Origin of the sequence: Gilliamella sp. B2717, assembly GCF_026536675.1 — a bacterium.
Classification (GTDB): Bacteria; Pseudomonadota; Gammaproteobacteria; order Enterobacterales; family Orbaceae; genus Gilliamella; species Gilliamella apicola_I.
Window position 1 is genome coordinate 1 of record NZ_JAFNNQ010000088.1, and the last position, 23,871, is coordinate 23,871.

A 23,871-nucleotide genomic window follows, 5' to 3' on the forward strand; every position below is an offset into this window, starting at 1 on the left:
TTTCTGGCTCTTTTAATCTAGGTATAATTTCTTTATGTTCGGTTTAATCATCAATTGTTAAATTGCGTGTCGTTAAATCAAATGGTGTTAATTGATAGACATAATAGTTAAGCCAATTGCTGAACAATAGATAAGCGTGACTACGCCATGTGGCTTTAGGGGTTAAGTCTGGATTATTATGAGGAAAATAATTTTCAGGGATAGTAGGCTGAATGCCAGCTTTAAGATCACGAAAATATTCGTTGGCTAAAGTAAATGAGTCATATTCAGGATGCCCGGTAACAAATGCCATTCGTTTATCTGCTGTTGCCATTAAATAAGGGCCGGTAATATCAGAATCTGCCAGTATTAAGAGATCAGTATAATTTTTTATTTTTTCAATCGGAAAATCTGCATACCGTGAATGCGGTGCTAAAAAAGAGTCATCGAATCCTCGGGTTAAAATGGCATTAGGTTGTAAAATCTGATGCTGATAAACCCCAGATAATTTATGTGATCGTGTAAATTTTGGTAAATCATAAAGTACATTCAATGCGGCTTGTACTGCCCAACACACAAACATGGTTGAGGTGACATGTTCTTTTGCCCATGTGATAATTTCAACTAATTTTGACCAATAGACTACATCCGTAAAGGCCACTTTTCCTAACGGTGCGCCAGTGATAATAAGCCCATCAAAATTTTGTTCACGTATATCGTCAAAATCACAATAGAAACTATTTAAATGCTCGACTGGTGTATTTTTCGATTCACGCTGATCAATACGTAACAGTTGAATATCGACTTGTAACGAGGAGTTAGAAAGCAGTCGTAAAAATTGGTTTTCTGTCTCTATTTTTTTAGGCATAAGATTAAGAAAGAGCAGTTTTAACGGACGAATTTCTTGTGTATTTGCACGAGAAGATGTCATGATAAAAATATTTTCTTTACGAAGTACATCAACGGCTGGTAATGAATCAGGAATACAAATAGGCATAGCAAAAACTCCTAATAATCAACAATCTTTTAAAACCTAAAATAGACGTCTAGAAATCTGTACAGCTAAATATAAGATGTTTTAGATTATTTGTCGAGGTTTTTATTTTGATTAGCTAAATCCAATATCTCAAAGAAAATCATGATACTACTATATACGAATAACGTTAAATTCGCATTGGTCTTTTTTAGATTGGATAATTGACAAAAGTAAGGAAAAAGTTAAAAAGCCCGTGTATCGGTGCGCCATGAGTCAGCGGTTAACGCTTCGCCAAAATAGCTATTAACGAGTTTTTGCGTGATATCACTAAGTGGCGAGGCTAACACTTCAGCGGTATTCCCGTATTCAACAAGTTCGCCTTTGTGCATCACTAAGATTTGATCACTAATATGCTTCATCATCCCTATATCTTGAGTCACATAAATATAAGAGATGTTATGCTCGGCTTGTAATGACAACATCAAATTAACAATCTGTGAACGCATCGAGATATCTAATGCGGCTAACGCTTCGTCTAAAATAATAACTTTAGGTTTTAGAATTAATGCTCTCGCTAGGGCGACCCGTTGTTTTTGCCCCGATGCCATCACCGCTGGATAATAAGAAGCATGTTCAGGCAGTAACCCAACTTGCTTTAATACGTCGCTTATCATTTTTTCACGTTCAAACGCATCGTAATGTGTATTGTGTTTGAGTGGAATTTCAAGCAATTGACCAATGCGAAGTCTTGGATCAAAAGAGCTTTCAACATGTTGAAAAATCATGCGAATAAGTTGACAACGGTAACTATAATCGCCGTATTCGACTTTTGTGCCATCAATCCAAATATCACCACTATCCGGTTTGACCATTCCAACTAACATTTTAGCTAATGTTGATTTTCCCGATCCATTTTGCCCAATAATAGCTAGAGTTTTTCCTTCATTGATCGAAAAAGATATCGGTTTAACAGCATCAATGTATAGATGCCCCAAAAATCCTTTAGGAATTTTAAATTGCTTTGACAAATTACGCACTTTTAAAATAGGGTTCATGGTTTAGTCCTGGTATTGATAATTTTACTCATCAGTATTTAAAGGAAAATGACAAGCAACAAAGTGATCTTTAATTTGGATTAATTCGGGTGCTTGAATACATTTTTTTTGTGCATAAGGACAACGTGGACCCAATCGACAACCAATAGGTAAATGTTCAAGTGACGGAATAACACCCGGTAAGGTATTTAGTGGGCTTTTATGTGGCATTGCCTTACCAAAATCTGGAATGGCGTAAATGAGTGCCTGTGTATAAGGGTGATAAGGCGATTTTATTAAATCTTCGCTATCCGCCACTTCAACCGTCTGTCCACAATACAATACATTAATTCGATCTGTCCACCTTGTAATCATTTGCAAATCATGGCTGATAAGTAAAATCGTGGTGCCCATATTTTGATTCATGCTAGCCAGTAGCCTAAAAATTTGGGCTTCTGTCGTGGCTTCCATAGCATTAGTCGGCTCATCGGCAATGAGTAATTTAGGTTGATTGGCCAATGCAATGGCTATCATGACTTTTTGACATTCACCTTCTGTCAGTTCAAACGGATAAGACTTTAATATTTCTTTATGCTCTTTGATTCCAACCCGATGTAATAGTTCAATCGCACGATTTTTACGCCAAAATAGCCGTTGCCACCAATGACCTTTAAAGGTGCGTCTAGGTATTGCCTCGATCAGTTGTTGCCCAATTTTCATTGATGGATCTAAACATGATTGTGGTTCTTGGAATATCATGGAAATATTCGCACTAATAACTTTACGGCGTTGTTTAGGCGTAAGTTTTAGTAAATCAATATTATTAAAATGAAAGCGATCTGCCGAAATTTTCCAATTATGATTAGTGATCCCTAAAATCGCTTTGGCAATTAAGCTTTTACCAGAACCCGATTCACCGACTAATCCTCGAATTTCACCTTCTGATAATCTAAGGTTAACCCTGTCGATAGCACGTAACAGACCATCAGGTGTAATAAACTCAATCGTTAAATTACGAATATCTAACAATGCCATGATTAATGCCCTGCTCGTCGACCATTTAATCCAAAGTTTAATAAATAAACAAAGATAATGGTAGCTGAAACCGCAATTCCGGGGGATAAAAAGGCCAAGTAATTGGTACCAATAATGTCTTTCATTTTAAACATCATCATGCCTAAATCGGGTCTGGAGGTATCGTTAGCAAATCCTAAAAAGGTGATGCTGGTAATGGCTAAGATAATTGAGCTAAATAACGATACAATTTCAGTTAAATAGACCGGCAGAATATTAGGCAAAATATAGTGATTTAAAATCGTTATTTTGGATAAACCATCAAGCCGATAAGCCGTGATATAAGTTTTATTCCACTCCTTAATCACTCGTTGATGGATATTGTATATAAATCGTGGTGAATAAGATAACCCAATGATTAACAACATATTGGTTATGTCATCTTCAAATAACATACTGACAACGATAACCCCCAATAAAGGTGGTACGACCATAAAAAATCGGAAAATCAATAAAATAAAAGATCGTAGAAATGGAATAAAGAACATTAAATAATTAATTAATCCTGCAATCACAACAACATAAAATACCGCTTTTAGTGTCATCGATAAGGTTGAGCGATAACCAATTAATAAGTAATCAAAAATATCTTGTCCTTTAGCATTGGTGCCTAAAATGTGATTAATATCGCCATTCATAAACCATGCTGGCGGTAAGGAACTTGCATAAATAGGATCTAAATGAGCATGAAAAAACCACTTTGTTGAAACAGCAACAAAGACAATTGCCATAATGCCATAAAAGCCAACAATTGAATAAAGATTACTATGTAGCTTATTAAAACATAATGCCACACTATTTAATAACCTTGTTACCTTAGACATGATGTTCCTTATGACGTAATGGATAAATAGCCACAGCGGTAATTTCGCCCAATAGTGTTAAAAAGCTTATCACCGTTCCACAAGCAAAAATAGCAATTGAGATAATAAAATAACTATGATGATGATAAGCACCCATGACCCATTGCCCTAAGCCAACACGGTTAAATAATATTCCGACAATCATTGTTGAAAACAACAATGTAGTCGTATTATAAGTCAATTGAGGAATAGTTGCTGGAATGGTGTTGGGCAATAAATGTCGTCGTAAAATTTTTAAAGGTGACCTTTCTCGAATTGCAGCCATTTTTATGTAGTTCTGGCGTGAGGTATTTTTGACATTTTGGCTAATAAGCTGAATAGTCATAATGCTAGGCTGTATCGCAAGAATGATTATCGGCAGTTTCAAATATTGAAACTGCTCAATCAATAAATCTATTTTATTCTGTTTGTCAGACAGTAAAATCTCTAATAACGATGTACCAATAGCGGAGGAAGAGGTATCAAAATGTATTGATACAGACCAATTTGGAGAGACCCAAAACATAACAATCACAATTAGCATCACAATAGGACATGAATATAGTAATAAGCACCCTAACCGAATCGTGCTATTTAACCAATTAATATTACTTAGCCCTAAAAAGATACCTAATGGTAAACCAACAATTAGTGCTACTGCTAAGGCTAGAATACACAGTTCAATCGTCGCGGATAAAGTATAAAGAAACGAGACCTTTTCCCCTGAGGTTAATGTGAATTGTCCTTGCAATAATTGCCTAAAGAAAGAACTGTAAGCATCAACAATATGAAGATGATTAAACATAGAATGAGGCGAAAAATAGACAAGGCAAAAGCTGATCTGAGCCAAAATGCAGATAATTAATACAAAAGTGACTATTTTTTTCAAAATATAAATAATCATGTTTATCTTATCGCTTTTATTTGTCTAAGTAGGAACAGAAGTGGTCTGATGACCACTCTGTTTATAAATATCAGTTTTGAAACTATTATTCTGAAGGATAGGAAGGTTTACTTGCTTTAGCAAAGGCATGGTTTTGAGAGCTTAAACCGCCCGCTTCTCCTTTCCCTTCAAAGTGATAGTCTGATTCTTCCCGTAGTTTGAAACCAATTTCAGAATCTACATACTCTGGTGCAGGGGCTTTAGTCATTACTGACGAAGCGTGACCCGTAGCTTGAGACACATCAGTATTCACATCGCTATCATGACTTTCTTGTTCACTGTCTTTTGCAGCATCATGATCTTGAGTTGATTCAGAATTGATGGATACATCATTCAAATCAGCTGTGTGAATTGTCGGTTCAGAACGGGCTTCTGTCACTTCATTTTTAACGATAACAGGTAATAAAAGTGAAGGAATAACAGGAACCACATTACTTGGTTCATCTTGTGTGATTTGACTATAATCAATCGCAACCCGACCTAATGCCAATTCAAGAGATGCAGCAGCAAATTGTAACGGCATAGGTGATTTTTTAAGATCGCCACTTCGTACCCGTCGTTTATTACGTTGTCCATTCATACGTAGATGTCTGGAAGTGCGTCGTTGACGTTTTGGTTGTGACTCTAAAACAGGTGTTGTCTCAGCCTGTTCAGGCACTATCACCGGTAATAATAACGATGGAATAACAACACGCTCTTCATTGACTTGAATCGGTGCTTCACTATTTTTCACACGTACGCTTTTTGTCAATGAACGTTGTTGACGTCTTGGTTTCACTTCTTTTTGTTTCGGTGTGACCACTTCATTACTATTCGCTGTTTTTTCAGCTTTAGTCGCGTTTACCGCATTCGCCGAATGACTATTATTTTGCTTAGTACGACGACTGTTACTACGAGTTGTCTCTTTCACATCTTCTGTTGCTGCGCTGCTATTAGCATTTGCACCATTGCTATTACGACTATTACGCTGACGGCGACTATTCGATCGATTATTTTCACGTCTTTTAGTCGGTTTTGGTTTAACTTCTGGTTCAGGTTCACTTTTTTCAGCAACAAATAATTTGCGTAACTTACTAAATAATCCACTGAACAAGCCCCCAGATTTTTCAACTTTAGGCTCGCTCTTTTCTTTCGATGTCGTGTTCGCTTCGACTTTTGGCCCTGATAATACCGCTTGTTCAACGATGATTTCAGCCGCTGCGTCTTCTTCCTCTTCTTCCAATTCTCGGATTAATTTCGGTAAGTTATAACTCAGTACATCAGTCTCTTCGCCAACACGTTTACGAATCACTTTATAAAGTGGCGTTTCCATCTCTTCATCACCCACAATGACAATTTTTACATCAGGGTGCATTCTTTCGATATTGTTAATCGCACGACGTTTTTCATTTAATAAATAGCTGGCAATTGGCACTGGCACGATAACATCAATTTGGACAGTGTTATCTTTCATCGCTTCTTCTTGAATTAATCGAAGAATAGAAAGCGATAATGAATTATTATCACGAATCGTTCCCGTTCCTTGACAACGTGGACAAATGTGATGAGTCGCTTCACGCAAAGACGGACTTAATCGTTGGCGTGACATTTCAAGCAGACCAAATCGAGAAATTCGTGTTGTTTGAATACGTGCTCGGTCTGTTTTCATCGCCTCTTTTAAGCGATTTTCAACTTCACGTTGGTTACGAATTGGTGTCATATCGATAAAATCGATAACAATTAGACCACCTAAGTCACGTAAACGTAGTTGACGAGCAATTTCTTCAGCTGCCTCAAGATTAGTGTTAAAGGCTGTTTCTTCAATGTCACTGCCCCGTATCGATTTAGCGGAGTTAATATCGATTGCTGTTAATGCTTCGGTCGCATCAATTACAATAGAACCGCCGGAAGGTAAACGCACTTCACGTTGAAACGCAGATTCAATTTGACCTTCAATTTGAAAATGGTTGAATAGAGGTACATCCCCCTCATAAAGTTTTAGTCGATTAACATATTCAACACGCCCCAAATCAACTAATCGTTTTTTAGCGATCTCAAGGACTTTCGGATTATCGATTAATATATCACCCACATCATCACGTAAATAATCACGAAATGCTCGGGTAATAATATCACTTTCCTTGTGGATTAAACTTGGTGCTGGATGATTCTTAGCTTCATTTTGAATCGCTGCCCAATAATTGACTAACGCATCTAAATCTTGTTGTAACTCTTCTTGGCTTTTACCAACACCCGCTGTTCTGGCAATTACGCCCATGCCTTTAGGCTTTTCAATAGCGTCAATAATACGTTTTAAATCTGCACGATCTTCACCTTCAATTCGGCGAGACACACCACCAGCACGTGGATCATTGGGCATTAAAACTAAATAACTACCGGCAAGACTAATATAAGTCGTTAACGCAGCACCTTTTTTGCCTCGAATCTCTTTTTCAATTTGAATGAGAACTTCTTGACCTTCTTCAAGATGTTTAATGGTGCGACGACCGGTCATATTGGATGGAAAATAACTATCGGCAATCTCTTTTAATGGTAAAAAACCATCTCGCTCTCCACCATATGAAACAAAAGCCGCCTCTAAACTTGGATTGATTTTAGTAATTTTACCTTTATAGATATTGGCCTTTTTCTGCTCATGCCCAAGACTTTCGATATCTAAATCATATAAGCGTTGGCCATCAACAAGCGCAACTCGCAGCTCTTCTTGCTGGGTTGCATTGATTAGCATTCTTTTCATTATTCTACACTCTTCATTAATCTTAATTAATTGTAGGTAGAATCGTATTATTGATAAATGCTTATTTTAACAATGATAAAAAAAGTACTTAATTCGATATTTCTATACAGTGTGCATTATTTTATTTGTGTTATTTTTGTTATTATTTTATGTGACACCGATTTCACATTGACTACATTAAAATAATATTTTAGGGGGATAACCGCTAAATTCAAAAGTACAAATGACACGCCGAATTATTCCTAAATATATAATTTATTGATATTATTTCAATGGTTAATTTGCAAACCTTCATTTTATTGGTTCTAGCAAATAAACTAAATCTTTATATGATTGTTTAAAATAAACATATTATCTAATTATCTTGATTCTACTTACGCTATATTGTTTTGACAAACTGTAATGTCTAACGCCATTGCTGCATTACAAGGATAAAAATATCCCCCCTTATTATTCACGTTTCGGCAAAGGATAGCAAGAAAATTAAACTTCATATTTCATCGATAGTTAGATTAATATTTTGAGTTATTTACAAATAATATTTATCATTTCAATAAAATCATATTAGATATATTAAAAATTTATATTAACCACACTAAAAAGCCAAAATTGCTTTACATTTTTTTCTCATTTTTAGAAAACAAAAAATGGGCACTTACTTAGTAGTACCTAAAGTAAGTTAATTTGTATAATAATGGACGAAATATAAAATAAATTCAAAAAAGAGATTTAACTTATTTATGAAATCACCCGAAAAAACAGCCTTACTTGATTTTACTTCTCGTTGGATGAATCAATTTGATTATGCCCCTAAAAGTGAAGAATTACATGCCATTCCTTCACCTTGTATACTAAAAACAGCGCAACTTGCAGTATATTGGCAACCTTTTTTATTAGAGCCGGCAAGAGATCTAACTATTGTAGAACAAGTCGTTAACATCAATCTGTGTCAAAGTGCTCATGTTTTTTATGGCACACAATATGCCGGAAATATAAGCGCAAACTTTGCTGATACTCATTTAGTATTACTACAAGCATGGAATGATGACGATTTCTCAAATTTAGAGCAGAACTTAATTGCCCATTTGTCGCAACAAAAAAGATTAAAACGAATACCAACTATTTTTATTGCCTCTACCGATGAAAGTACCGAAATTATCGCCATAAATAATTTAACTGGCGAAGTGGTTAAAGAAGATCTCATTAGTGGAGAACTGACGATATTAGCTGAAAATTTAACATCATTTTTTAATAATCTTTCAATTTAATGTAAAAAAATAATTCATAAAAATTAACAAGATTATCGTCTAAACATTTATTCACAAATTGTATGTATCGAAATTGTGTATTATAAAATATTATGTATATAATGCGATGAAAGTGATTAGACGAAATAGGTGAATTATGTTTGAAAGTTTAACAGCAGCACCGGCCGACCCGATACTTGGATTAGCCGATCTTTATAATAAAGATGAACGCACCAGTAAGATTAATTTAAGTGTCGGTGTCTATAAAGATGAAACCACCCAAACACCTATTTTAGAAAGCGTCAAAAAAGCCGAACAATTTTTATTAAATAACGAAACCACAAAAAGTTACTTATCCATTGACGGAATCAAAGAATTTAATATCGCCACACAAATCTTATTATTCGGTAACGAAAATGAACGAGCCAGAACTGCACAAGCACCTGGAGGCACAGGCGCTTTACGAATCATGGCCGATTTTTTAGCTCGCCGAACCAAAGTAAAACGTATTTGGGTCAGTAATCCTTCATGGCCAAATCATCGAAGTGTCTTCCAAACTGCTGGTCTTGAAGTGCGAGAATACCGTTATTATGATGCACAAACCCATAGCTTGGACTTTGATGGACTGATGCAAGATTTAAGTAAAATTGCAGCAGGTGAGGCGGTACTTTTTCACGGTTGCTGTCACAATCCAACCGGTATCGATCCAACTCCTGAACAATGGCAAGCCATTTCAGATTTAGCCTTAAAAAATGGTTGGTTACCGTTGTTTGATTTAGCTTATCAAGGATTGGGGCAAGGTATAGAAGAAGATGTGTATGGATTACGACTATTCACCGATCATCACCCAGAATTATTAATTGCTAGCTCATACTCTAAAAACTTTGGGCTGTATAATGAACGAGTTGGTGCTTTTACCTTAATCGCTGCGGATACGGAGATTGCGGATCGGGCTTTTAGCCAAGTTAAAACCATTATTCGAGCCAATTATTCTAATCCACCCGCTCACGGCGCCAAAATTGTATCTTATATTTTAAATAACAAAGAATTAAAAGAAGAGTGGATCGATGAATTGACAAGTATGCGTCAACGTATTCATCGTATGCGCCAATTATTTGTCAAAACATTACAAGATAAAGGTGCAAATCAAGATTTTAGCTTCATCGCTAAACAAAACGGCATGTTCTCTTTCAGTGGATTAACAGAACAACAAGTACTGAAACTGCGTAACGACTACGGTATTTACATCGTGAATTCGGGACGAATCAATGTCGCTGGCATGACCCTTGATAATATGTCACGCCTGTGTGAATCGATAGTTGAAGTGTTATAAGCCTATTTTATGAAGTCAATTTTTAGGCATTATTGTTGATTAACTGTTGTGTTAGTTTGATAAAGACAGCATGAGGGATTGATTATCAATCCCTCTGCATATTAAGGATATCACGACTTATCTGGTAAATTTTTTAAATAATAAACAGGCAAATACAATATCTAACACACACAGTGAAATCAGCACTAAAAACGAGCCTAAAACACCGCCTGAATCTAATCCTAAACTAAACAGATACGGATAGCCAAATACGGCAATAAAGTAGCTTAAACTAAAAATAGTTAAATAGATACTTCGCTTTTCAGCATCGATGTCTTTAACCATTTGAGTTTGAATTAACGGATAAACCAAACCATAACTTATGCCTAATAATGACGACGGTACAATATAAAAAATATTATTTGTCGTAACCAAAAACAGACACAAAGCGATCAACATAATGAATAACAAGCCGATCATGGCTAACTGCTGTGACAGTTTTAAAATAAATTTAGCCAGATAGAATCGGGCAAATAATAATGAAAAAGTATAAGAAATATAAAATATCGAAAAGTTTAAATTCTTCTCTTTCGCAAACACAAATTGAAAGTTCATCATTGAAATGTAAATACAGGCGCCTAAAAAAACCATTATTAACGGAATGACCGCATTTGAAGTAACAATGGTTTTCATTACTGGCAAAATCGATAATTTACTGCTATTTTGCTCATTGGATAAGGTTACATTAAAAAATAACCCACCGGCTAACAAACTCAACAACACAGCAAACATAAACACATATTCAATAGCAATATTATAATCGAGCAGTGTTTTGACTATCACTGGTGATAATCCGGCGCCTAACATATTAAATGCCGAAATAAACATAAAATGACGACTTAATTCGGCAGTATTACTGGTTGACGACACCATAATCGGCCCCAACGTATAAATAATCCCCCACCCTGCACCAAGCAACAAACCTGCAATATAAAGAAAAACACCACCTGTATACAAAATCAATGCGATAGCAAAGGCATAAATTAACGCCCCCATTGCAGCAATAACATTAGTAGAAACAGATTTCAACACATAAGGAATCGACAAAATCGACGCCACCACCCCAATGATCCCCATTGAAATAATTTCACTCGACATCACCAACGAAAGCTTTAAAGTGTCGGTTAAAAATAACGGCAGCGTTAACATCACGCCATAGGCAAAAGAGGTTAAAAAAGAGCCTAAGCAGACTAATTTAAATAATTTGTTATTCATCACTATTTATTCCTTTTTATTAAGCAGGCTCACGTTGTCCCCACGATGATAACATTAAAGAGATCAAGTATCGTGCATAATACGAATAAAAAATAAGAAATTTTGAAAAAATTCCCCTAGTTGAGTCTATTCATCAAAACAAAATAAACATTCAACAATTAACTTCCTCTATCACCCGTGATCAAAACCCAACAACCTTAATTCTTTTTAGTTATATCCATAGTCCAAGAGGATATTAGACGCTGTTTGAATAATCTTTAATAATTGAATAATAAAACATTAATTAATCTTTGAGGATATTTCGGTGGCGTCACATGTTATTGATTATTTGATTTTAGGTAATAATTTTAGTACCAGTGAAATGCGAGCGATATGGTCAGAACAAAATCGCTTAGAAAAGCAAGTTGCTGTAGAAGTCGCACTAGCAAAAGCACAAGGTGAACTAGGTGTCATTCCTTGCGATGCCGCTGATGCAATCGTTGCTAAAGCCGATGCTTCGAAACTGTCCATTGAACAAATTGCCAAACAAGCTGCAAAAGCCAAGCACTCTTTAATGTCAACGATCAATGCACTACAAGATCAAGTTGGCGATGCCGGTCAATTTATTCATTATGGTGCAACCACGCAAGATATTGTCGATACGGCAACCGTTTTACAACTTAAGCAATCATTTGCCATTATTGAACGTGACACTAAACTGGTGGCATGTGAATTAAAAAAGTTAGCCAAACAGTATCAATATTTACCTATGGTTGGACGCACTCATGGTATGCAGGCACTTCCTACTACTTTTGGGTTTAAACTTGCCGTTTGGTTAGATGAGTTTGTTCGCCATTTACAAAGGTTAAGTGAAATTAAACAGCGGGTTTTAGTGGGTAATATCAGTGGTGCAATTTGTACTTATGCCGCCATGGGCGAATTAGGGGTACAAGTTGAAGCCAGAACATTAACTTTATTAGACCTCAATACACCCAACATTGGTTGGCAAGCTGCACGTGATCGGTTTTCCGAATATGCATCCGTCATTGGATTAATCAGTGGGACGCTGGGTAAAATGGGTAATGAGTTTTATAACTTAATGCGCACTGAAATTAACGAAGTTGAAGAGCCCTTTTCTGACGGAAAAATCGGTTCAACCACTATGCCTCATAAGCGAAATCCAGCCGCATTAGAAGGCTTAGCTAGCTTAACCGCACCATTATTAAAAAGTGTCGCTTTAATTCATGAATCCATGAAAGTTGAACATGAGCGAGACGCCATGAGTTGGCGAGCCGAGTGGATAGCTCTTCCTGAAATTAATCTCTACCTTTCTTCACAACTACAAACGGCATTAGCTGTACTGCAAGGGTTAAAAGTCAATGCTGAACGCATGTTAACTAACTTAACCTTACAAAATGGTTTACTGCTGTCTGAAAAAGTGATGTTTGAAATAGGCAAGCGATTAGGCAAACAGACCGCTCATCGTTTGGTTTATCAAAGCGCCATGCAAGCTTTTGAGCAAAATAAAACCTTTAAAGCAGTGTTATTAGCTGATCCTATCTTGAATAAAGAGTTTACCGAAGATGAACTCGATAGTTGGTTAGAACCTGTTAATTATGTTGGTTTAGCACCTGAAAAAGTGGAACAAGTAATCCGGTATGCTGATCAAAGTGGAGTCTTAGTATGACGTTCCGCCTAATGACGCAAAATGATATCCCAGCTTATCAAACGCTATTGCATAATGCTTATCAAGCAACCCTACAACTTGGTATCCATTTTGCTGCTGCGACAGTTAATCAAAAACAAATTGCCGATCATATTGAATCAAATGCTGTTTATCTCTATGAAAAACAAGGTAAATTAATTTCAACATTAACGATTCGTTTTCCATGGGGCAATAATCCCGGGCCTTATGGATTACCGCATTTAGGTTGGTTTGCCACTGACCCACAATATAAAGGTCAAGGCTACGGTCATGCGTTATGGGATTTTGTTGAACAACAAATCTTAATTAAACAATTAAGACTTCCTGCGGCGACATTAGGAACAGCCGCAAATCATCCATGGTTAGCCACACTTTACATCAACAAAGGTTATAAACCTATTGGGCAAGCCGATTTAACCCCTGATCACACCACACTCTATTTTGAAAAAATTTTTAATCATAAAAACTACACTGAATGGAAAAAAAGGAATCACAAACAATGAAAACAATCAGAACTATTTTCTCTGCGATACTACTCGCCAGTTTAACATTATTATTCGGATGCGATACAAATAGCCAAGATTCGACCACAAAGCAGCCGATCATAAGAGTCGGTTCAACCGGTCAAAGTTATCCAAATGGATATAAACAACAAGATAAATTAATCGGATTTGATGTTGAACTGACAGAAGCCATTGCCAATGAACAGGGTTATCAAGTCGAATGGGTAGTTGCTGAATTTGGCGGCTTAATGGGACAGTTTGATTCTGGACGTTTAGATACCATTGCCAATGCCGTTGCAATCACACCTGCTCGCCAAGCTAAGTATGATTTTTCTAAGCCATACAGTTTTTACGGTAGCCAGATTGTTACCCATCAAGAAAATAACGATATAAATACGTTATCTGATTTTAAAGGTAAAACCATTGCTGGCGTGTTAGGTTCAAATCATATTAATAATTTGAAAAAAGCCTTTCCAAATAATGAAGCGACGATCAAAACTTACGAAACCCGTGACGGAGCCATGTATGATACCGAATATCAACGGGTTGAAGGTTATGTTAATTCAAAACCCATCTTACTGGCTGAAATCAAACGTAAAAATCTTCCATTTAAATTAGTAGGCGAGCCAATAACGATTGAGCAAGTTGCTTTTCCATTTAGTAAAAACGAAAAAGGTCAAGCATTACGTCAAAAGTTTAATCAAGCTTTGGACAAGTTACGTAACAACGGCACGTTAAAAAATCTTTCGATTAAATATTTTGGTGAAGATATTACCTCATGAACTTTAATGTAAACTATTTTTTAAGTGTGTTTCCTCAGATATTACCGTATCTACCGGTCACACTTTTTATTGCGGTGGTGTCAATTTTATTTGCTATGGTGTTAGGTCTGACTATCGCATTGTTACGTAACAATAAAATCATCATTGTTGACGCAATTTTTTCGCTGTTTATTTCGCTATTTCGTGGGATTCCCTCGGTCGTATTGCTCTTTATTATTTATTACGGTTTACCGCAGATCTTTCCTGTATTAAAGCACATGGGAGCAACAACCGCCGCTATTGTCTGCTTTAGCTTAAAATATTCGGCTTATCTAGCCGAAATTTTCCGTGCCGGTCTGGCGTCAGTCGACCCAGGACAAAAAGAGGCAGGACTAACCTCGGGACTAAGCACGATTCAGGTTTACCGAAACATTATTTTGCCACAAGCATTGGTCAATGCTTTGCCTAATACCGGTAACATGTTTATTTCATTACTCAAAGACTCGTCTGTCGCTTTTTTTGTTGGCGTACAAGAACTGCTAGCAGCAGGCAAAATGCTAACGGCGAGCTCCTTTCTCTATTTTGAAACCTATTTAGCGGTCGGCATTGTTTATTGGCTAACGGTTGTTGCTTATTCATGGCTACAAAAACAGTTAGAACGTAAATTAAGCAAACCGTATTACCGTGAAGGAGCAAGCTCATGATTTCTGTATCACATCTGTCTAAACGGTTTGGTCATCATCAAGTATTAAAAGAGATAAACCTTCATGTAAAACAAGGTGAAGTTGTCGCCATTATTGGACCTTCAGGCTCAGGTAAATCCACGTTATTACGTTGTTTGAATTTATTAGAAAAACCCAATACGGGTACAATTCGAATAGGTGATGTCATTCTGGATAGTGAACATTATCGTCATAAAGAAGAAGTCCAATTACGCAAACAATCAGCGATGGTATTTCAACACTATAATTTATTTAAAAACAAAACGGCGTTAGAGAACATTACTTATCCTTTGATTCTGGGTAAAAAAATCAATAAAAGCGAAGCCAAACAACAAGGATTAATGCTATTAAAGCGGGTGGGCATGTTACCTTATGCAGACCAATATCCAATAACATTATCCGGCGGGCAACAACAACGGGTGGCTATTGCCAGAGCATTAGCGGTTAGACCTAAAGTTCTATTATTTGATGAACCGACATCGGCACTCGATCCAGAGCGTGTACACGAGGTGCTGCAAGTCATGTTACAGCTTGCTAAAGAAAATATCACGATGATCATTGTTACTCACGAAATGGAATTTGCTAAATATGTTGCTGACCGAATTATCTTTATGGCAAATGGCGTCATTGTAGAAGAAGGCTATGCTAAAACTCTTATCGAGCATCCACAAAACGAGTTAACTCAACGTTTTTTACGTCAACTAACCGATGATATTAATTTCGAAATTTAATAAAGAAAAAATCGTTCGCTCATTAAATGCTTATATCAAGACAGGAAATTGGGGAATTTTGCATCGTTCCCCCCTATTTAGAATTCACGCAAAATTAAAAAAACACCTTATTAACAAGCTTCAACTTTCATTCTTTTAAGTGAATCCAGACTTTTCTACTATAACTGAACAATATAACGCTTTATAAAATCGCTGACATCTAACCCTTTTGCAAATGCTTGGATATCCTGTTTTAGCGCTATTGCAGTTGGTTGATCATCAATAGCGTTTACGAGTTTTGCTGCCATTTCATTTTGACTGTATGGATTCTTTGGTGATCCTTTGGGAAGGTCGATGCGTTGGCTGATTTTTTGACTGTTATTTAGTAATATCTCAACCACCACATAACGACCATTATAGGCTTGAGGATGTGGTGCTAAGGTGATGTGATAACTGCGATGCATTTTTTGCATCAGTTGTTGAATGTTGTCAGCGATTGGCGTTGCCGAAAATGCCTTAAAATCAGTGGGTAAACCTAATAAAATTAAGGCCAAAATATATTCAGCTGAAAAGCGCCCTTGCTCAGCAAGGGTTGGCTGTTGATAAATTAATGCCGCATCACTCTTAGGTGGCGCAAAGTAAAGGGTAATGTTAGCCACATTCTCAACACGAAATTGTGGATGTCGAGAAAGTAATTGTCCGGCATCCGCAATATAGGATCCAGCGGAACAAAAACTATAAGTTTTAAACCACAATCCGGGTTCAATTATCTTCCAAGGCTTTGCCCAACGGGTTAAATTCAACGTCGTATTCCCTTGTCCATACATGGCGAGAAATCCTAAATTTTCATCTAAAAAATTTTGATCTGCTTGTAGTCCTGCTCTTAACCAATCAACGGTTTGGATGGCATGTTGCGCTGCCAGTCCTGCATGTAAAAATTTTATGGGTGTGCCCATTAACAATCGCATTCCCGAAGCTTGGGTTGCTGCAAGTGCTAATGCTTGCGTTAAAAAAGGTTCATCATACAAATAACAAATTGCGGCTGTGGCTGCTATGCCACCAAGCGTAATAGTGGCATGCCATCCTTTTTCATAATGTTGTGGATTGACGCTTTTACCCAGCAACGCCATGACTTCTATACCAATAACATAAGCCGTTAAAAATCGCCGTCCATCAATCTGGAATGGCATATGATCTAATCGAATACTGGCAAACAGTGCCGATAAAATCACCGCTGAAGGATGGCCTCGTATATCTGAATGAACATCATCATAATCTAAACAGTGGGCTTGAAAACCATTGAATAATGCCGCTTGACGTGGTGTAGCTAACTTTTTTTGACCAATCAGCCAAGACCGCTCATGCCCGCCTTCTTCTTTTATCCAAGCGAGTAATTTTTGAACATTCATATCCTGACGAGCTTGTAAACAACATGCAAAATAATCGACGATGCCATTCATCGCATTGTTAATAACAGTCGAATCACTAAGAATAGGGGTATTTTTAATTAACAAGCATAATTGTTGGTTTAAGTTCATCATATATTCACTCATCAAACTATCATAAATAGACTTGACCAAAATAGCGTAAAATCAGCGTTAAGTTAAAGATTATCTAGTTATATTTTAATAACTAAACTTAATACTATTGCATCAAGCAGTCTTCTTTTTCCCTTCATATAACTATTTTTGACTCATCATTAGTATGCTAATATAGATGACAAATGATTAACCTAAAATTTCACTTATCTAATTATGTCAACTTGTTATATCGCGTTAGGGAGTAACCTTGACGATCCTTTTGCTCAAGCAAATCGAGCAATAGCCGCTTTAACTCAATTGCCTCATACTCAACTGATTGAAGTCTCGCCTTTTTACCGCAGTAAACCTTTAGGGCCACAAGATCAAAATGATTATCTCAATGCAGTGATTAAGTTAATAACCAGCCTTTCACCAATTGAATTATTAGATGCCTTACAATCGATTGAAAAATCACAAGGGCGAGTTCGCAAAGATAATCGTTGGGGGGCAAGAACTTTAGATTTGGATATTCTTTTATATGATGATTTGATTATCAATAGTGAACGATTAACCATACCGCATTACCACATGAAAAACCGAGAGTTTGTCCTTTATCCACTCTTTGATATTGAGCCAGAACTCGTCTTTCCCGATAATGACAAATTGTCAGATCTTGTTGCTAAGTGTCCTAAAAATGACATGAAACAGTGGATAGCATAATTATATACATTAATACATATAGTTATGTTAATTTGCTCTAATTATGTAAAAAAAATCATAAAAAAATTTTGCCAATGGCTAATTTATTGCTATAGTTTAGCGCTTGCAAATAATCTGTACTTAAGGGGATTGCTGTGAAAAAGGAACAAAAAGTTAATACATCTTCTCTTAGCCTGCTTTCAATTGCTGGGCTTGAGCCTTATAAAGAGGCGAAAGGCGAGGAGTATATGAACCCTAAGCAATTGAAACATTTCAAACTTATCTTAGAAGCATGGCTTGCGCAATTACAAGGCGAAATGGGCAAAACAGTCTCGCACATGCAAGATGAGGCTGCAAATTTTCCAGATCCAGCTGACCGAGCAACTCAAGAAGAGGAGTTCAGTCTAGAGTTAAGAGCACGCGATAGAGAACGTAAACTGATCAAAAAAATTGAAAAGACATTAAAGAAAATTGAAACTGATGATTTTGGTTTTTGTGAATCTTGTGGCGTTGAGATTGGTATTCGTCGCCTTGAAGCTAGACCTACGGCGGATCTATGTATCGATTGTAAAACGTTAGCGGAACTTCGCGAAAAACAAATGGGAATGTAATTTTAATTACTTTCCTCAAACATTACACTACCAGATAAGCCCATGTGCTATATTGGTCGTTTTGCTCCCTCACCATCCGGACCATTACATTTTGGTTCGTTGGTGACGGCTCTCGGTAGCTATTTACAAGCTAAAGCTTATCAAGGTAAATGGTTAGTCCGTATTGAAGATATCGATCCACCACGCGAAGTCAAAGGTGCATCCTCACTCATTTTAAAAACATTAGAAATATTCAATCTGTTTTGGGATGATGATGTTCTATACCAATCAACATGTAGTGAACGTTATCAATCGGTATTGCAATCATTACTATCCAAACAGCAAGCCTACTATTGCGACTGTTCGAGACAACGAATCCATCATCTTACCAATCATATTTATGATGGCTTTTGCCGTCAGCGAAATTTAACCCCGAACCACCAGCAGCATTTAGCCATTCGGTTAAAGCAAACCCATCCAATCTTTGAATTTGAAGATAACATTCTTGGATTACAAACAATTGAACCAGCAAGTGCGCAAGAAGATTTTATTATTCATCGAAAAGATGGACTATTTGCTTATAATTTGGTCGTCGTTCTGGATGATCATCAGCAAGGCATTACCGAAATAGTTCGTGGTGCTGATTTGCTACCGGTTACCGCAAAACAGATATCACTTTATCAACAGTTAGGCTTTACTGTTCCAACCTATTGCCATTTACCACTCGTCTTAGATCATAATGGTAATAAGCTGTCGAAACAAAATCATGCTAAACCAATCAAATTGGATAATCCAACCTCATTAACCATTCAAGCACTGCAATTTTTAGGGCAACAGATACCACAAGATTGGCAAGATGCAACCCAACAACAATTGTTAGATTGGGCAATAGCACATTGGCAGCTTTCAACTATCCCGAAACAAAATGCAGTATTAACCACCAATGTAAGATAAATTAGGCACCATACCCACTTGATTATCGTGTAATCGATGTTTTTCTGGTTTGACTACCAATGAAGCAAGAATGCGTGATTTAAGTTGTGCTTTTTGGTCTGCACTGACCAGTAAATCACGTAAATCAATCGCCGAATCACCAAACAGACAATAGTGTAACTGCCCAATTGATGACACTCGCAATCGATTGCAACTTTTACAAAAATCTTTTGAATATGGCATGATAAGACCAATTTTACCTTGATAATCATCATGTGCATAAACTTTTGCCGGCCCTGATAGAGCTTGCTTCGGTTGTAACTGCCAACCTTGCTCAATTAATTGACGTTCAATTGATTGACCAGCTAAGTGATAACGATGAAATAAATTACGGCTTTCATTGGTTTCCATAAGCTCGATAAAACGCAACTCAACTGGTCTGTATTTAATCCAAGATAAATAGTCTGATAAATGGCTATTGAGATCTTTCATTAAAACAGTATTAATCTTCACTTTCGGTATGCCAATTTCTAACGTTTTTTCAACGCCAGCAATCAGCTCTTTCAGCTTATCTTGACCTGTGATTAGTTTGAATATATGAGGGGAAAAACTATCTATACTAATGTTGATTGAATTTAAACCGGCTTGATGCCAATGGTTGATATTTTTTAATAACCGTGTGCCATTGGTCGTGATAGCAAGCTCACGAATACTGGGATAAGCCGAAATAACCGACAAAATTTCGGTAAAATCTCGACGTAATGTCGGTTCACCACCTGTAAGTCGAATTTTATGAACACCAAGCTCAGCAAATATTGACACAATATTATCAATTTCATTAAGCGATAAAAAATGGTGAAGCTTATTCGGATGATAACCATTGGGTAAACAATACTGACATTTAAAATTACATAGTTCGGTAATCGACAAGCGCAGATATTGAAATCGACGCTGATAATTATCCACTAATTGCATATAAAAAAACACCTTATCCAAATCGGGAAGCATAGCCATTTCTGCGCTATACCGCGGCTAATTCACCATATGAAACAGGCCAAGGCAACACTTAGGTAAAAAAGCTTCAGAGTTTGGTTTAGTCTAACATAGACAATATTTTTTGACTATAATCAATTAATCAATTCGAACATTCTGAATAAAATTCTAAGGTTAAGTTGATTCATCACTGTTTTCACCATTCTCAACTATTTAGAATAACAATTACTGCTTTCTCAACGATTATTCGCTTTAAATTAATCATTTAGCACAACAATATTAATTGATTTATTCACATTCAAATAAAGTCAGAGGTATATTAATATCAAATAAATTTAATTATGATAAATCAATCCTTTTGCTGTATTTCAATTATTCAATAGGATAATTACGATAAAATTGAAAAAAGTTCATTTTATAAACTTTACTTATTCAATCTGTTTGAGTATATAATAACTCCTTTGTCGATAAAACCGTCAAATGGAGGTTGTGATGATTACCACCCATATAAGTCCATTAGGATCTATGGATTTACTCGCTCAAGCTGAAGTGGATATTCTGAAGAGATCAGCAAATAGTGAATTATATCAATTATTTCGAAATTGCTCATTGGCAACACTGAATGCAGGTAGTAAAACCGATAATACGAAAGAGCTATTAGATAGGTTTCAATCGTTCGAAATTAATGTGATTAGTAAAGAACGAGGCGTTAAGCTAGAGCTCATCGATGCGCCGGAAAGTGCTTTTGTAGATAAACGCATCATCCGTTCAATTCAAGCTAACCTTTTTGCGGTGTTGCGAGATATTCTTTTTTTAAATAGTCAAATCAGTGCTGTTAAGCAATTAGTGTCGAATGTCAACCTTGATAAAGATCATTCCTATTATATTACTAATTTGGTTTTTTCGATTTTACGTAATGCTAATGCGCTACATGTCGGCGAAGAGCCTAATCTTGTGGTTTGCTGGGGTGGTCACTCAATTAATGAAAACGAATATTATTATGCCCGTCAAGTCGGTATGCAGTTAGGGCTACGTGAGCTTAATATCTGCACTGGCTGTGGCCCCGGCATTATGGAAGCCCCTATGAAAGGCGCCGCTGTTGGTCACGCTCAGCAACGCTATAAAGATAGCCGTTTTATTGGGATGACTGAACCTTCAATTATTGCCGCTGAACCACCTAATGCCTTGGTCAATGAGCTTATCATCATGCCAGATATTGAAAAACGGCTTGAAGCTTTTGTCCGTATGGCACACGGTATTATTATCTTCCCTGGTGGTCCGGGTACTGCTGAGGAACTGCTCTATATTTTAGGCATTATGTTAAACCCAGCAAATAAAGATCAGACATTGCCACTTATCTTAACTGGCCCTAAAGAATGCGAAGGCTATTTTGCTGCCATTGATGACTTTATTCGTCAAACCTTAGGCGAAGAAGCCACCAAGCTTTATCAAATTATTATTGATTCCCCAGAACAAGTTGCGCGTATTATGAAAAAAGGGGTTAAACATGTAAAATCCTCACGCTTAAAAACAGGTGATGCTTACGGTTTTAACTGGCTCCTTAAAATTGATGGTTCGTTACAACAACCTTTTGAACCCATTCATGAGAATATGGCTTCATTGAATTTACACAAAGATCAGCCTGTGGAATTATTAGCCGCTGATTTACGTCGGGCATTTTCGGGAATTGTTGCCGGTAATGTGAAGGAGTTTGGTATGAAACAAATTGCTGAACGAGGCCCTTATAAGTTACAAGGCGATAAGGAAATAATGAAACAGTTGGATGATTTATTACGTAGCTTTGTTAAACAAGATCGGATGAAATTACCGGGTGGAACGGCTTATCAACCTTGTTATGAGATCTGTTATTAATACATCATCTAAAATAGCTTATTCAACTGTTATTTTGCCGGTATTTTTTATCGGCAAAATAACAGACGCATCAACCAATTAGCTATAAATCATTCAAAATATCTAAAGCTTCAGAAACTTTTTTGACACCAAAAACTTGCATATTTTCAGGTCTCTTTTTAGGCATATTGGCAATCGGTACTATCGCTTTTTTAAAGCCATGTTTTGCCGCTTCAGAAATCCTCTCTTGACCACTTGGCACAGGGCGAATCTCGCCACCTAAGCCAATCTCGCCAAAAATAACCACATCTTGTGGCAGTGGACGATTTCGAAAACTTGATACTAAGGCGGCAATCAATGCTAAATCGGCACTGGTTTCAGTAACTTTTACACCACCGACGACATTAACGAAAATGTCTTGGTCAGCCATTTGTAATCCACCATGCCGATGCAAGACCGCCAGTAAAAGGGCTAATCGATTCTGATCAAGCCCAACTGTTACGCGTCTTGGATTCCCATACATTGAATGGTCTACCAGCGCTTGAATCTCAACCAATAATGGACGTGTCCCTTCCCATAACACCATCACCGAGCTACCGGGTAGCATTTCATCCCCACGACTTAAAAAAATCGCTGATGGATTACTGACTTCTTTCAATCCTTGCTCGGTCATGGCAAAAACGCCTAATTCATTTACTGCACCAAACCGGTTTTTATGGCTACGCAACGTCCTAAATCTGGAATCCGCATCACCATCTAATAAAATTGAACAATCGATGCAGTGTTCAAGGACTTTAGGACCGGCAAGTGACCCATCTTTAGTAACATGTCCAACCATAATAATGGCTATGCCTTTGGTTTTAGCAAAACGAGTTAAATAAGCAGCGGTTTCCCGCACTTGAGCGACACTCCCCGGCGATGATTGAATGTCGGCAAGATGCATAACTTGAATGGAATCAATAACCATGAGTTTAGGTTGTGATTGTTCAGCCAGCAAACAGATCTGCTCAATACTGGTTTCTGACAGCATATTAATATTATCGGTTGGTAGTCCTAAGCGATGAGCACGCATAGCCACTTGCTGTAAGGACTCTTCGCCCGTCACATAAAGGGTGTTCATTTGAGTTGAAAGCTTACTCATGGTTTGTAATAACAGGGTACTTTTACCGGCACCTGGATTACCCCCAATGAGAATTGCACTACCAGGGACAACACCGCCCCCTAACACTCGGTCAAATTCGGAAAAGCCGGTAGAGAATCTAGGCAACGCTTCTAAACTAATTTCAGACAGTTTTTGAATTTTTGCCTGTCCAACGCCACTACCTGCATAACCGGTTAACCGATCATTGCGTGATGATGCACTTGCCAGCCTAACTTCGGTAATGGTATTCCAAGCATGACATGCACTACATTGACCTTGCCAACGAGGATAATCTGCACCACAATCATTACAAACAAAAGCACGTTTAACGGTTTTTGCCAACTT

Annotated in this window: 21 protein-coding genes and 1 riboswitch; of the genes, 11 read left to right on the forward strand and 10 right to left on the reverse strand. The window is 37.0% G+C overall.

Features of this window, described 5'->3' with window-relative positions; translation table 11 throughout:
* Positions 1-43: 43 nt before the first annotated feature.
* From metA to rne, 6 genes are all read right to left on the reverse strand, one after another.
* The gene (metA, locus tag J3U35_RS08055; protein WP_267360665.1) at positions 44-976 is read right to left on the reverse strand and encodes a homoserine O-acetyltransferase MetA; all 933 of its coding nucleotides are present in this window, start codon (positions 974-976) and stop codon (positions 44-46) included.
* Positions 977-1,197: 221 nt separating this feature from the next.
* Positions 1,198-2,010, reverse strand: coding sequence for an ATP-binding cassette domain-containing protein (locus J3U35_RS08060; RefSeq protein ID WP_220216008.1), 813 nt, complete (start codon positions 2,008-2,010; stop codon positions 1,198-1,200).
* 24 nt (positions 2,011-2,034) lie between these two features.
* Positions 2,035-3,024, reverse strand: coding sequence for a putrescine export ABC transporter ATP-binding protein SapD (sapD, locus tag J3U35_RS08065; RefSeq protein WP_065559789.1), 990 nt, complete (start codon positions 3,022-3,024; stop codon positions 2,035-2,037).
* Positions 3,025-3,026: 2 nt separating this feature from the next.
* Positions 3,027-3,887, reverse strand: a complete 861-nt coding sequence (locus J3U35_RS08070) for an ABC transporter permease subunit (protein ID WP_220216010.1) — start codon at positions 3,885-3,887, stop codon at positions 3,027-3,029.
* The gene (locus J3U35_RS08075; protein WP_267360668.1) at positions 3,880-4,809 is read right to left on the reverse strand and encodes an ABC transporter permease subunit; all 930 of its coding nucleotides are present in this window, start codon (positions 4,807-4,809) and stop codon (positions 3,880-3,882) included. Before J3U35_RS08075 ends, J3U35_RS08070 begins: the two co-directional genes overlap by 8 nt.
* Before the next feature lie 85 nt (positions 4,810-4,894).
* The gene (rne, locus tag J3U35_RS08080) at positions 4,895-7,585 is read right to left on the reverse strand and encodes a ribonuclease E (RefSeq protein WP_220216012.1); all 2,691 of its coding nucleotides are present in this window, start codon (positions 7,583-7,585) and stop codon (positions 4,895-4,897) included.
* 740 nt (positions 7,586-8,325) lie between these two features.
* Here rne and syd point away from each other — a divergent pair.
* A complete protein-coding gene (gene syd / locus J3U35_RS08085) occupies positions 8,326-8,853 on the forward strand; it encodes a SecY-interacting protein (protein WP_267349608.1) in 528 nt (175 codons plus the stop codon).
* A 136-nt stretch (positions 8,854-8,989) separates the two neighbouring features.
* Positions 8,990-10,165, forward strand: coding sequence for an aromatic amino acid transaminase (locus J3U35_RS08090; RefSeq protein WP_267360671.1), 1,176 nt, complete (start codon positions 8,990-8,992; stop codon positions 10,163-10,165).
* A gap of 117 nt (positions 10,166-10,282) precedes the next feature.
* On the opposite strand, the gene J3U35_RS08095 is transcribed toward J3U35_RS08090, so the two are convergent.
* Positions 10,283-11,419, reverse strand: a complete 1,137-nt coding sequence (locus J3U35_RS08095; RefSeq protein ID WP_267360673.1) for an MFS transporter — start codon at positions 11,417-11,419, stop codon at positions 10,283-10,285.
* A 304-nt stretch (positions 11,420-11,723) separates the two neighbouring features.
* Here J3U35_RS08095 and purB point away from each other — a divergent pair, with 304 nt between their 5' ends.
* Genes purB through J3U35_RS08120 form a run of 5 tightly spaced genes read left to right on the forward strand, consistent with a single transcriptional unit; the run spans position 11,724 to position 15,820 of the window.
* The gene (gene purB / locus J3U35_RS08100; protein ID WP_267360676.1) at positions 11,724-13,085 is read left to right on the forward strand and encodes an adenylosuccinate lyase; all 1,362 of its coding nucleotides are present in this window, start codon (positions 11,724-11,726) and stop codon (positions 13,083-13,085) included.
* On the forward strand, positions 13,082-13,606 hold the full coding sequence (locus J3U35_RS08105) for a GNAT family N-acetyltransferase (RefSeq protein ID WP_267360678.1): 525 nt from the start codon (positions 13,082-13,084) through the stop codon (positions 13,604-13,606). Before purB ends, J3U35_RS08105 begins: the two co-directional genes overlap by 4 nt.
* On the forward strand, positions 13,603-14,388 hold the full coding sequence (locus J3U35_RS08110) for an amino acid ABC transporter substrate-binding protein (RefSeq protein ID WP_267360680.1): 786 nt from the start codon (positions 13,603-13,605) through the stop codon (positions 14,386-14,388). Before J3U35_RS08105 ends, J3U35_RS08110 begins: the two co-directional genes overlap by 4 nt.
* Positions 14,385-15,071: an amino acid ABC transporter permease gene (locus J3U35_RS08115; RefSeq protein WP_267360682.1), complete on the forward strand. Its 687-nt coding sequence runs from the start codon at positions 14,385-14,387 to the stop codon at positions 15,069-15,071. Before J3U35_RS08110 ends, J3U35_RS08115 begins: the two co-directional genes overlap by 4 nt.
* On the forward strand, positions 15,068-15,820 hold the full coding sequence (locus J3U35_RS08120) for an amino acid ABC transporter ATP-binding protein (protein WP_267360685.1): 753 nt from the start codon (positions 15,068-15,070) through the stop codon (positions 15,818-15,820). The genes J3U35_RS08115 and J3U35_RS08120 overlap by 4 nt, the downstream gene beginning before the upstream one ends.
* 158 nt (positions 15,821-15,978) lie before the next feature.
* Here the strand turns inward: J3U35_RS08120 and J3U35_RS08125 are convergent, their stop codons facing one another.
* Positions 15,979-17,340 carry an MmgE/PrpD family protein gene (locus J3U35_RS08125; RefSeq protein ID WP_267360687.1) on the reverse strand — a complete coding sequence of 454 codons (1,362 nt, stop codon included), beginning with the start codon at positions 17,338-17,340 and terminating at the stop codon, positions 15,979-15,981.
* Between the two features lie 213 nt (positions 17,341-17,553).
* Here J3U35_RS08125 and folK point away from each other — a divergent pair, with 213 nt between their 5' ends.
* The 3 genes from folK (at position 17,554) to gluQRS (ending at position 19,562) form a co-directional block, all read left to right on the forward strand.
* Positions 17,554-18,039: a 2-amino-4-hydroxy-6-hydroxymethyldihydropteridine diphosphokinase gene (gene folK / locus J3U35_RS08130; RefSeq protein WP_267360689.1), complete on the forward strand. Its 486-nt coding sequence runs from the start codon at positions 17,554-17,556 to the stop codon at positions 18,037-18,039.
* A gap of 134 nt (positions 18,040-18,173) precedes the next feature.
* Complete coding sequence (gene dksA, locus J3U35_RS08135; RefSeq protein ID WP_065559802.1) at positions 18,174-18,629, forward strand: RNA polymerase-binding protein DksA; 456 nt, start codon at positions 18,174-18,176, stop codon at positions 18,627-18,629.
* Positions 18,630-18,671: 42 nt separating this feature from the next.
* Complete coding sequence (gluQRS, locus tag J3U35_RS08140; protein WP_267360690.1) at positions 18,672-19,562, forward strand: tRNA glutamyl-Q(34) synthetase GluQRS; 891 nt, start codon at positions 18,672-18,674, stop codon at positions 19,560-19,562.
* Here gluQRS and moaA read toward each other — a convergent pair.
* The gene (moaA, locus tag J3U35_RS08145; protein ID WP_267360692.1) at positions 19,542-20,516 is read right to left on the reverse strand and encodes a GTP 3',8-cyclase MoaA; all 975 of its coding nucleotides are present in this window, start codon (positions 20,514-20,516) and stop codon (positions 19,542-19,544) included. The two genes, gluQRS and moaA, sit on opposite strands and share 21 nt — an antisense overlap.
* Positions 20,510-20,639, reverse strand: a riboswitch (molybdenum cofactor riboswitch). (Overlaps the previous gene by 7 nt.)
* Positions 20,640-21,029: 390 nt before the next feature.
* On the opposite strand from moaA, the gene ppnN reads away from it, so the two are divergent.
* Positions 21,030-22,406: a nucleotide 5'-monophosphate nucleosidase PpnN gene (gene ppnN / locus J3U35_RS08150; RefSeq protein ID WP_220217316.1), complete on the forward strand. Its 1,377-nt coding sequence runs from the start codon at positions 21,030-21,032 to the stop codon at positions 22,404-22,406.
* An 82-nt stretch (positions 22,407-22,488) separates the two neighbouring features.
* Here ppnN and radA read toward each other — a convergent pair whose 3' ends face one another.
* Complete coding sequence (radA, locus tag J3U35_RS08155; protein WP_267349586.1) at positions 22,489-23,868, reverse strand: DNA repair protein RadA; 1,380 nt, start codon at positions 23,866-23,868, stop codon at positions 22,489-22,491.
* Positions 23,869-23,871 lie beyond the last annotated feature (3 nt).

Bases quoted from the DNA above. Each gene is read 5' to 3' on its own strand.
- rne (WP_220216012.1), bottom strand. From the start codon at position 7,585: ATGAAAAGAATGCTAATCAATGCAACCCAGCAAGAAGAGCTGCGAGTT.
- moaA (WP_267360692.1), bottom strand. From the start codon at position 20,516: ATGCAATTAGTGGATAATTATCAGCGTCGATTTCAATATCTGCGCTTG.
- metA (WP_267360665.1), bottom strand. From the start codon at position 976: ATGCCTATTTGTATTCCTGATTCATTACCAGCCGTTGATGTACTTCGT.
- sapD (WP_065559789.1), bottom strand. From the start codon at position 3,024: ATGGCATTGTTAGATATTCGTAATTTAACGATTGAGTTTATTACACCT.
- J3U35_RS08115 (WP_267360682.1), top strand. From the start codon at position 14,385: ATGAACTTTAATGTAAACTATTTTTTAAGTGTGTTTCCTCAGATATTA.
- J3U35_RS08125 (WP_267360687.1), bottom strand. From the start codon at position 17,340: ATGATGAACTTAAACCAACAATTATGCTTGTTAATTAAAAATACCCCT.
- folK (WP_267360689.1), top strand. From the start codon at position 17,554: ATGTCAACTTGTTATATCGCGTTAGGGAGTAACCTTGACGATCCTTTT.
- gluQRS (WP_267360690.1), top strand. From the start codon at position 18,672: ATGTGCTATATTGGTCGTTTTGCTCCCTCACCATCCGGACCATTACAT.
- J3U35_RS08095 (WP_267360673.1), bottom strand. From the start codon at position 11,419: ATGAATAACAAATTATTTAAATTAGTCTGCTTAGGCTCTTTTTTAACC.
- syd (WP_267349608.1), top strand. From the start codon at position 8,326: ATGAAATCACCCGAAAAAACAGCCTTACTTGATTTTACTTCTCGTTGG.
- J3U35_RS08090 (WP_267360671.1), top strand. From the start codon at position 8,990: ATGTTTGAAAGTTTAACAGCAGCACCGGCCGACCCGATACTTGGATTA.
- J3U35_RS08075 (WP_267360668.1), bottom strand. From the start codon at position 4,809: ATGATTATTTATATTTTGAAAAAAATAGTCACTTTTGTATTAATTATC.
- J3U35_RS08060 (WP_220216008.1), bottom strand. From the start codon at position 2,010: ATGAACCCTATTTTAAAAGTGCGTAATTTGTCAAAGCAATTTAAAATT.
- J3U35_RS08105 (WP_267360678.1), top strand. From the start codon at position 13,082: ATGACGTTCCGCCTAATGACGCAAAATGATATCCCAGCTTATCAAACG.
- J3U35_RS08110 (WP_267360680.1), top strand. From the start codon at position 13,603: ATGAAAACAATCAGAACTATTTTCTCTGCGATACTACTCGCCAGTTTA.
- J3U35_RS08070 (WP_220216010.1), bottom strand. From the start codon at position 3,887: ATGTCTAAGGTAACAAGGTTATTAAATAGTGTGGCATTATGTTTTAAT.
- J3U35_RS08120 (WP_267360685.1), top strand. From the start codon at position 15,068: ATGATTTCTGTATCACATCTGTCTAAACGGTTTGGTCATCATCAAGTA.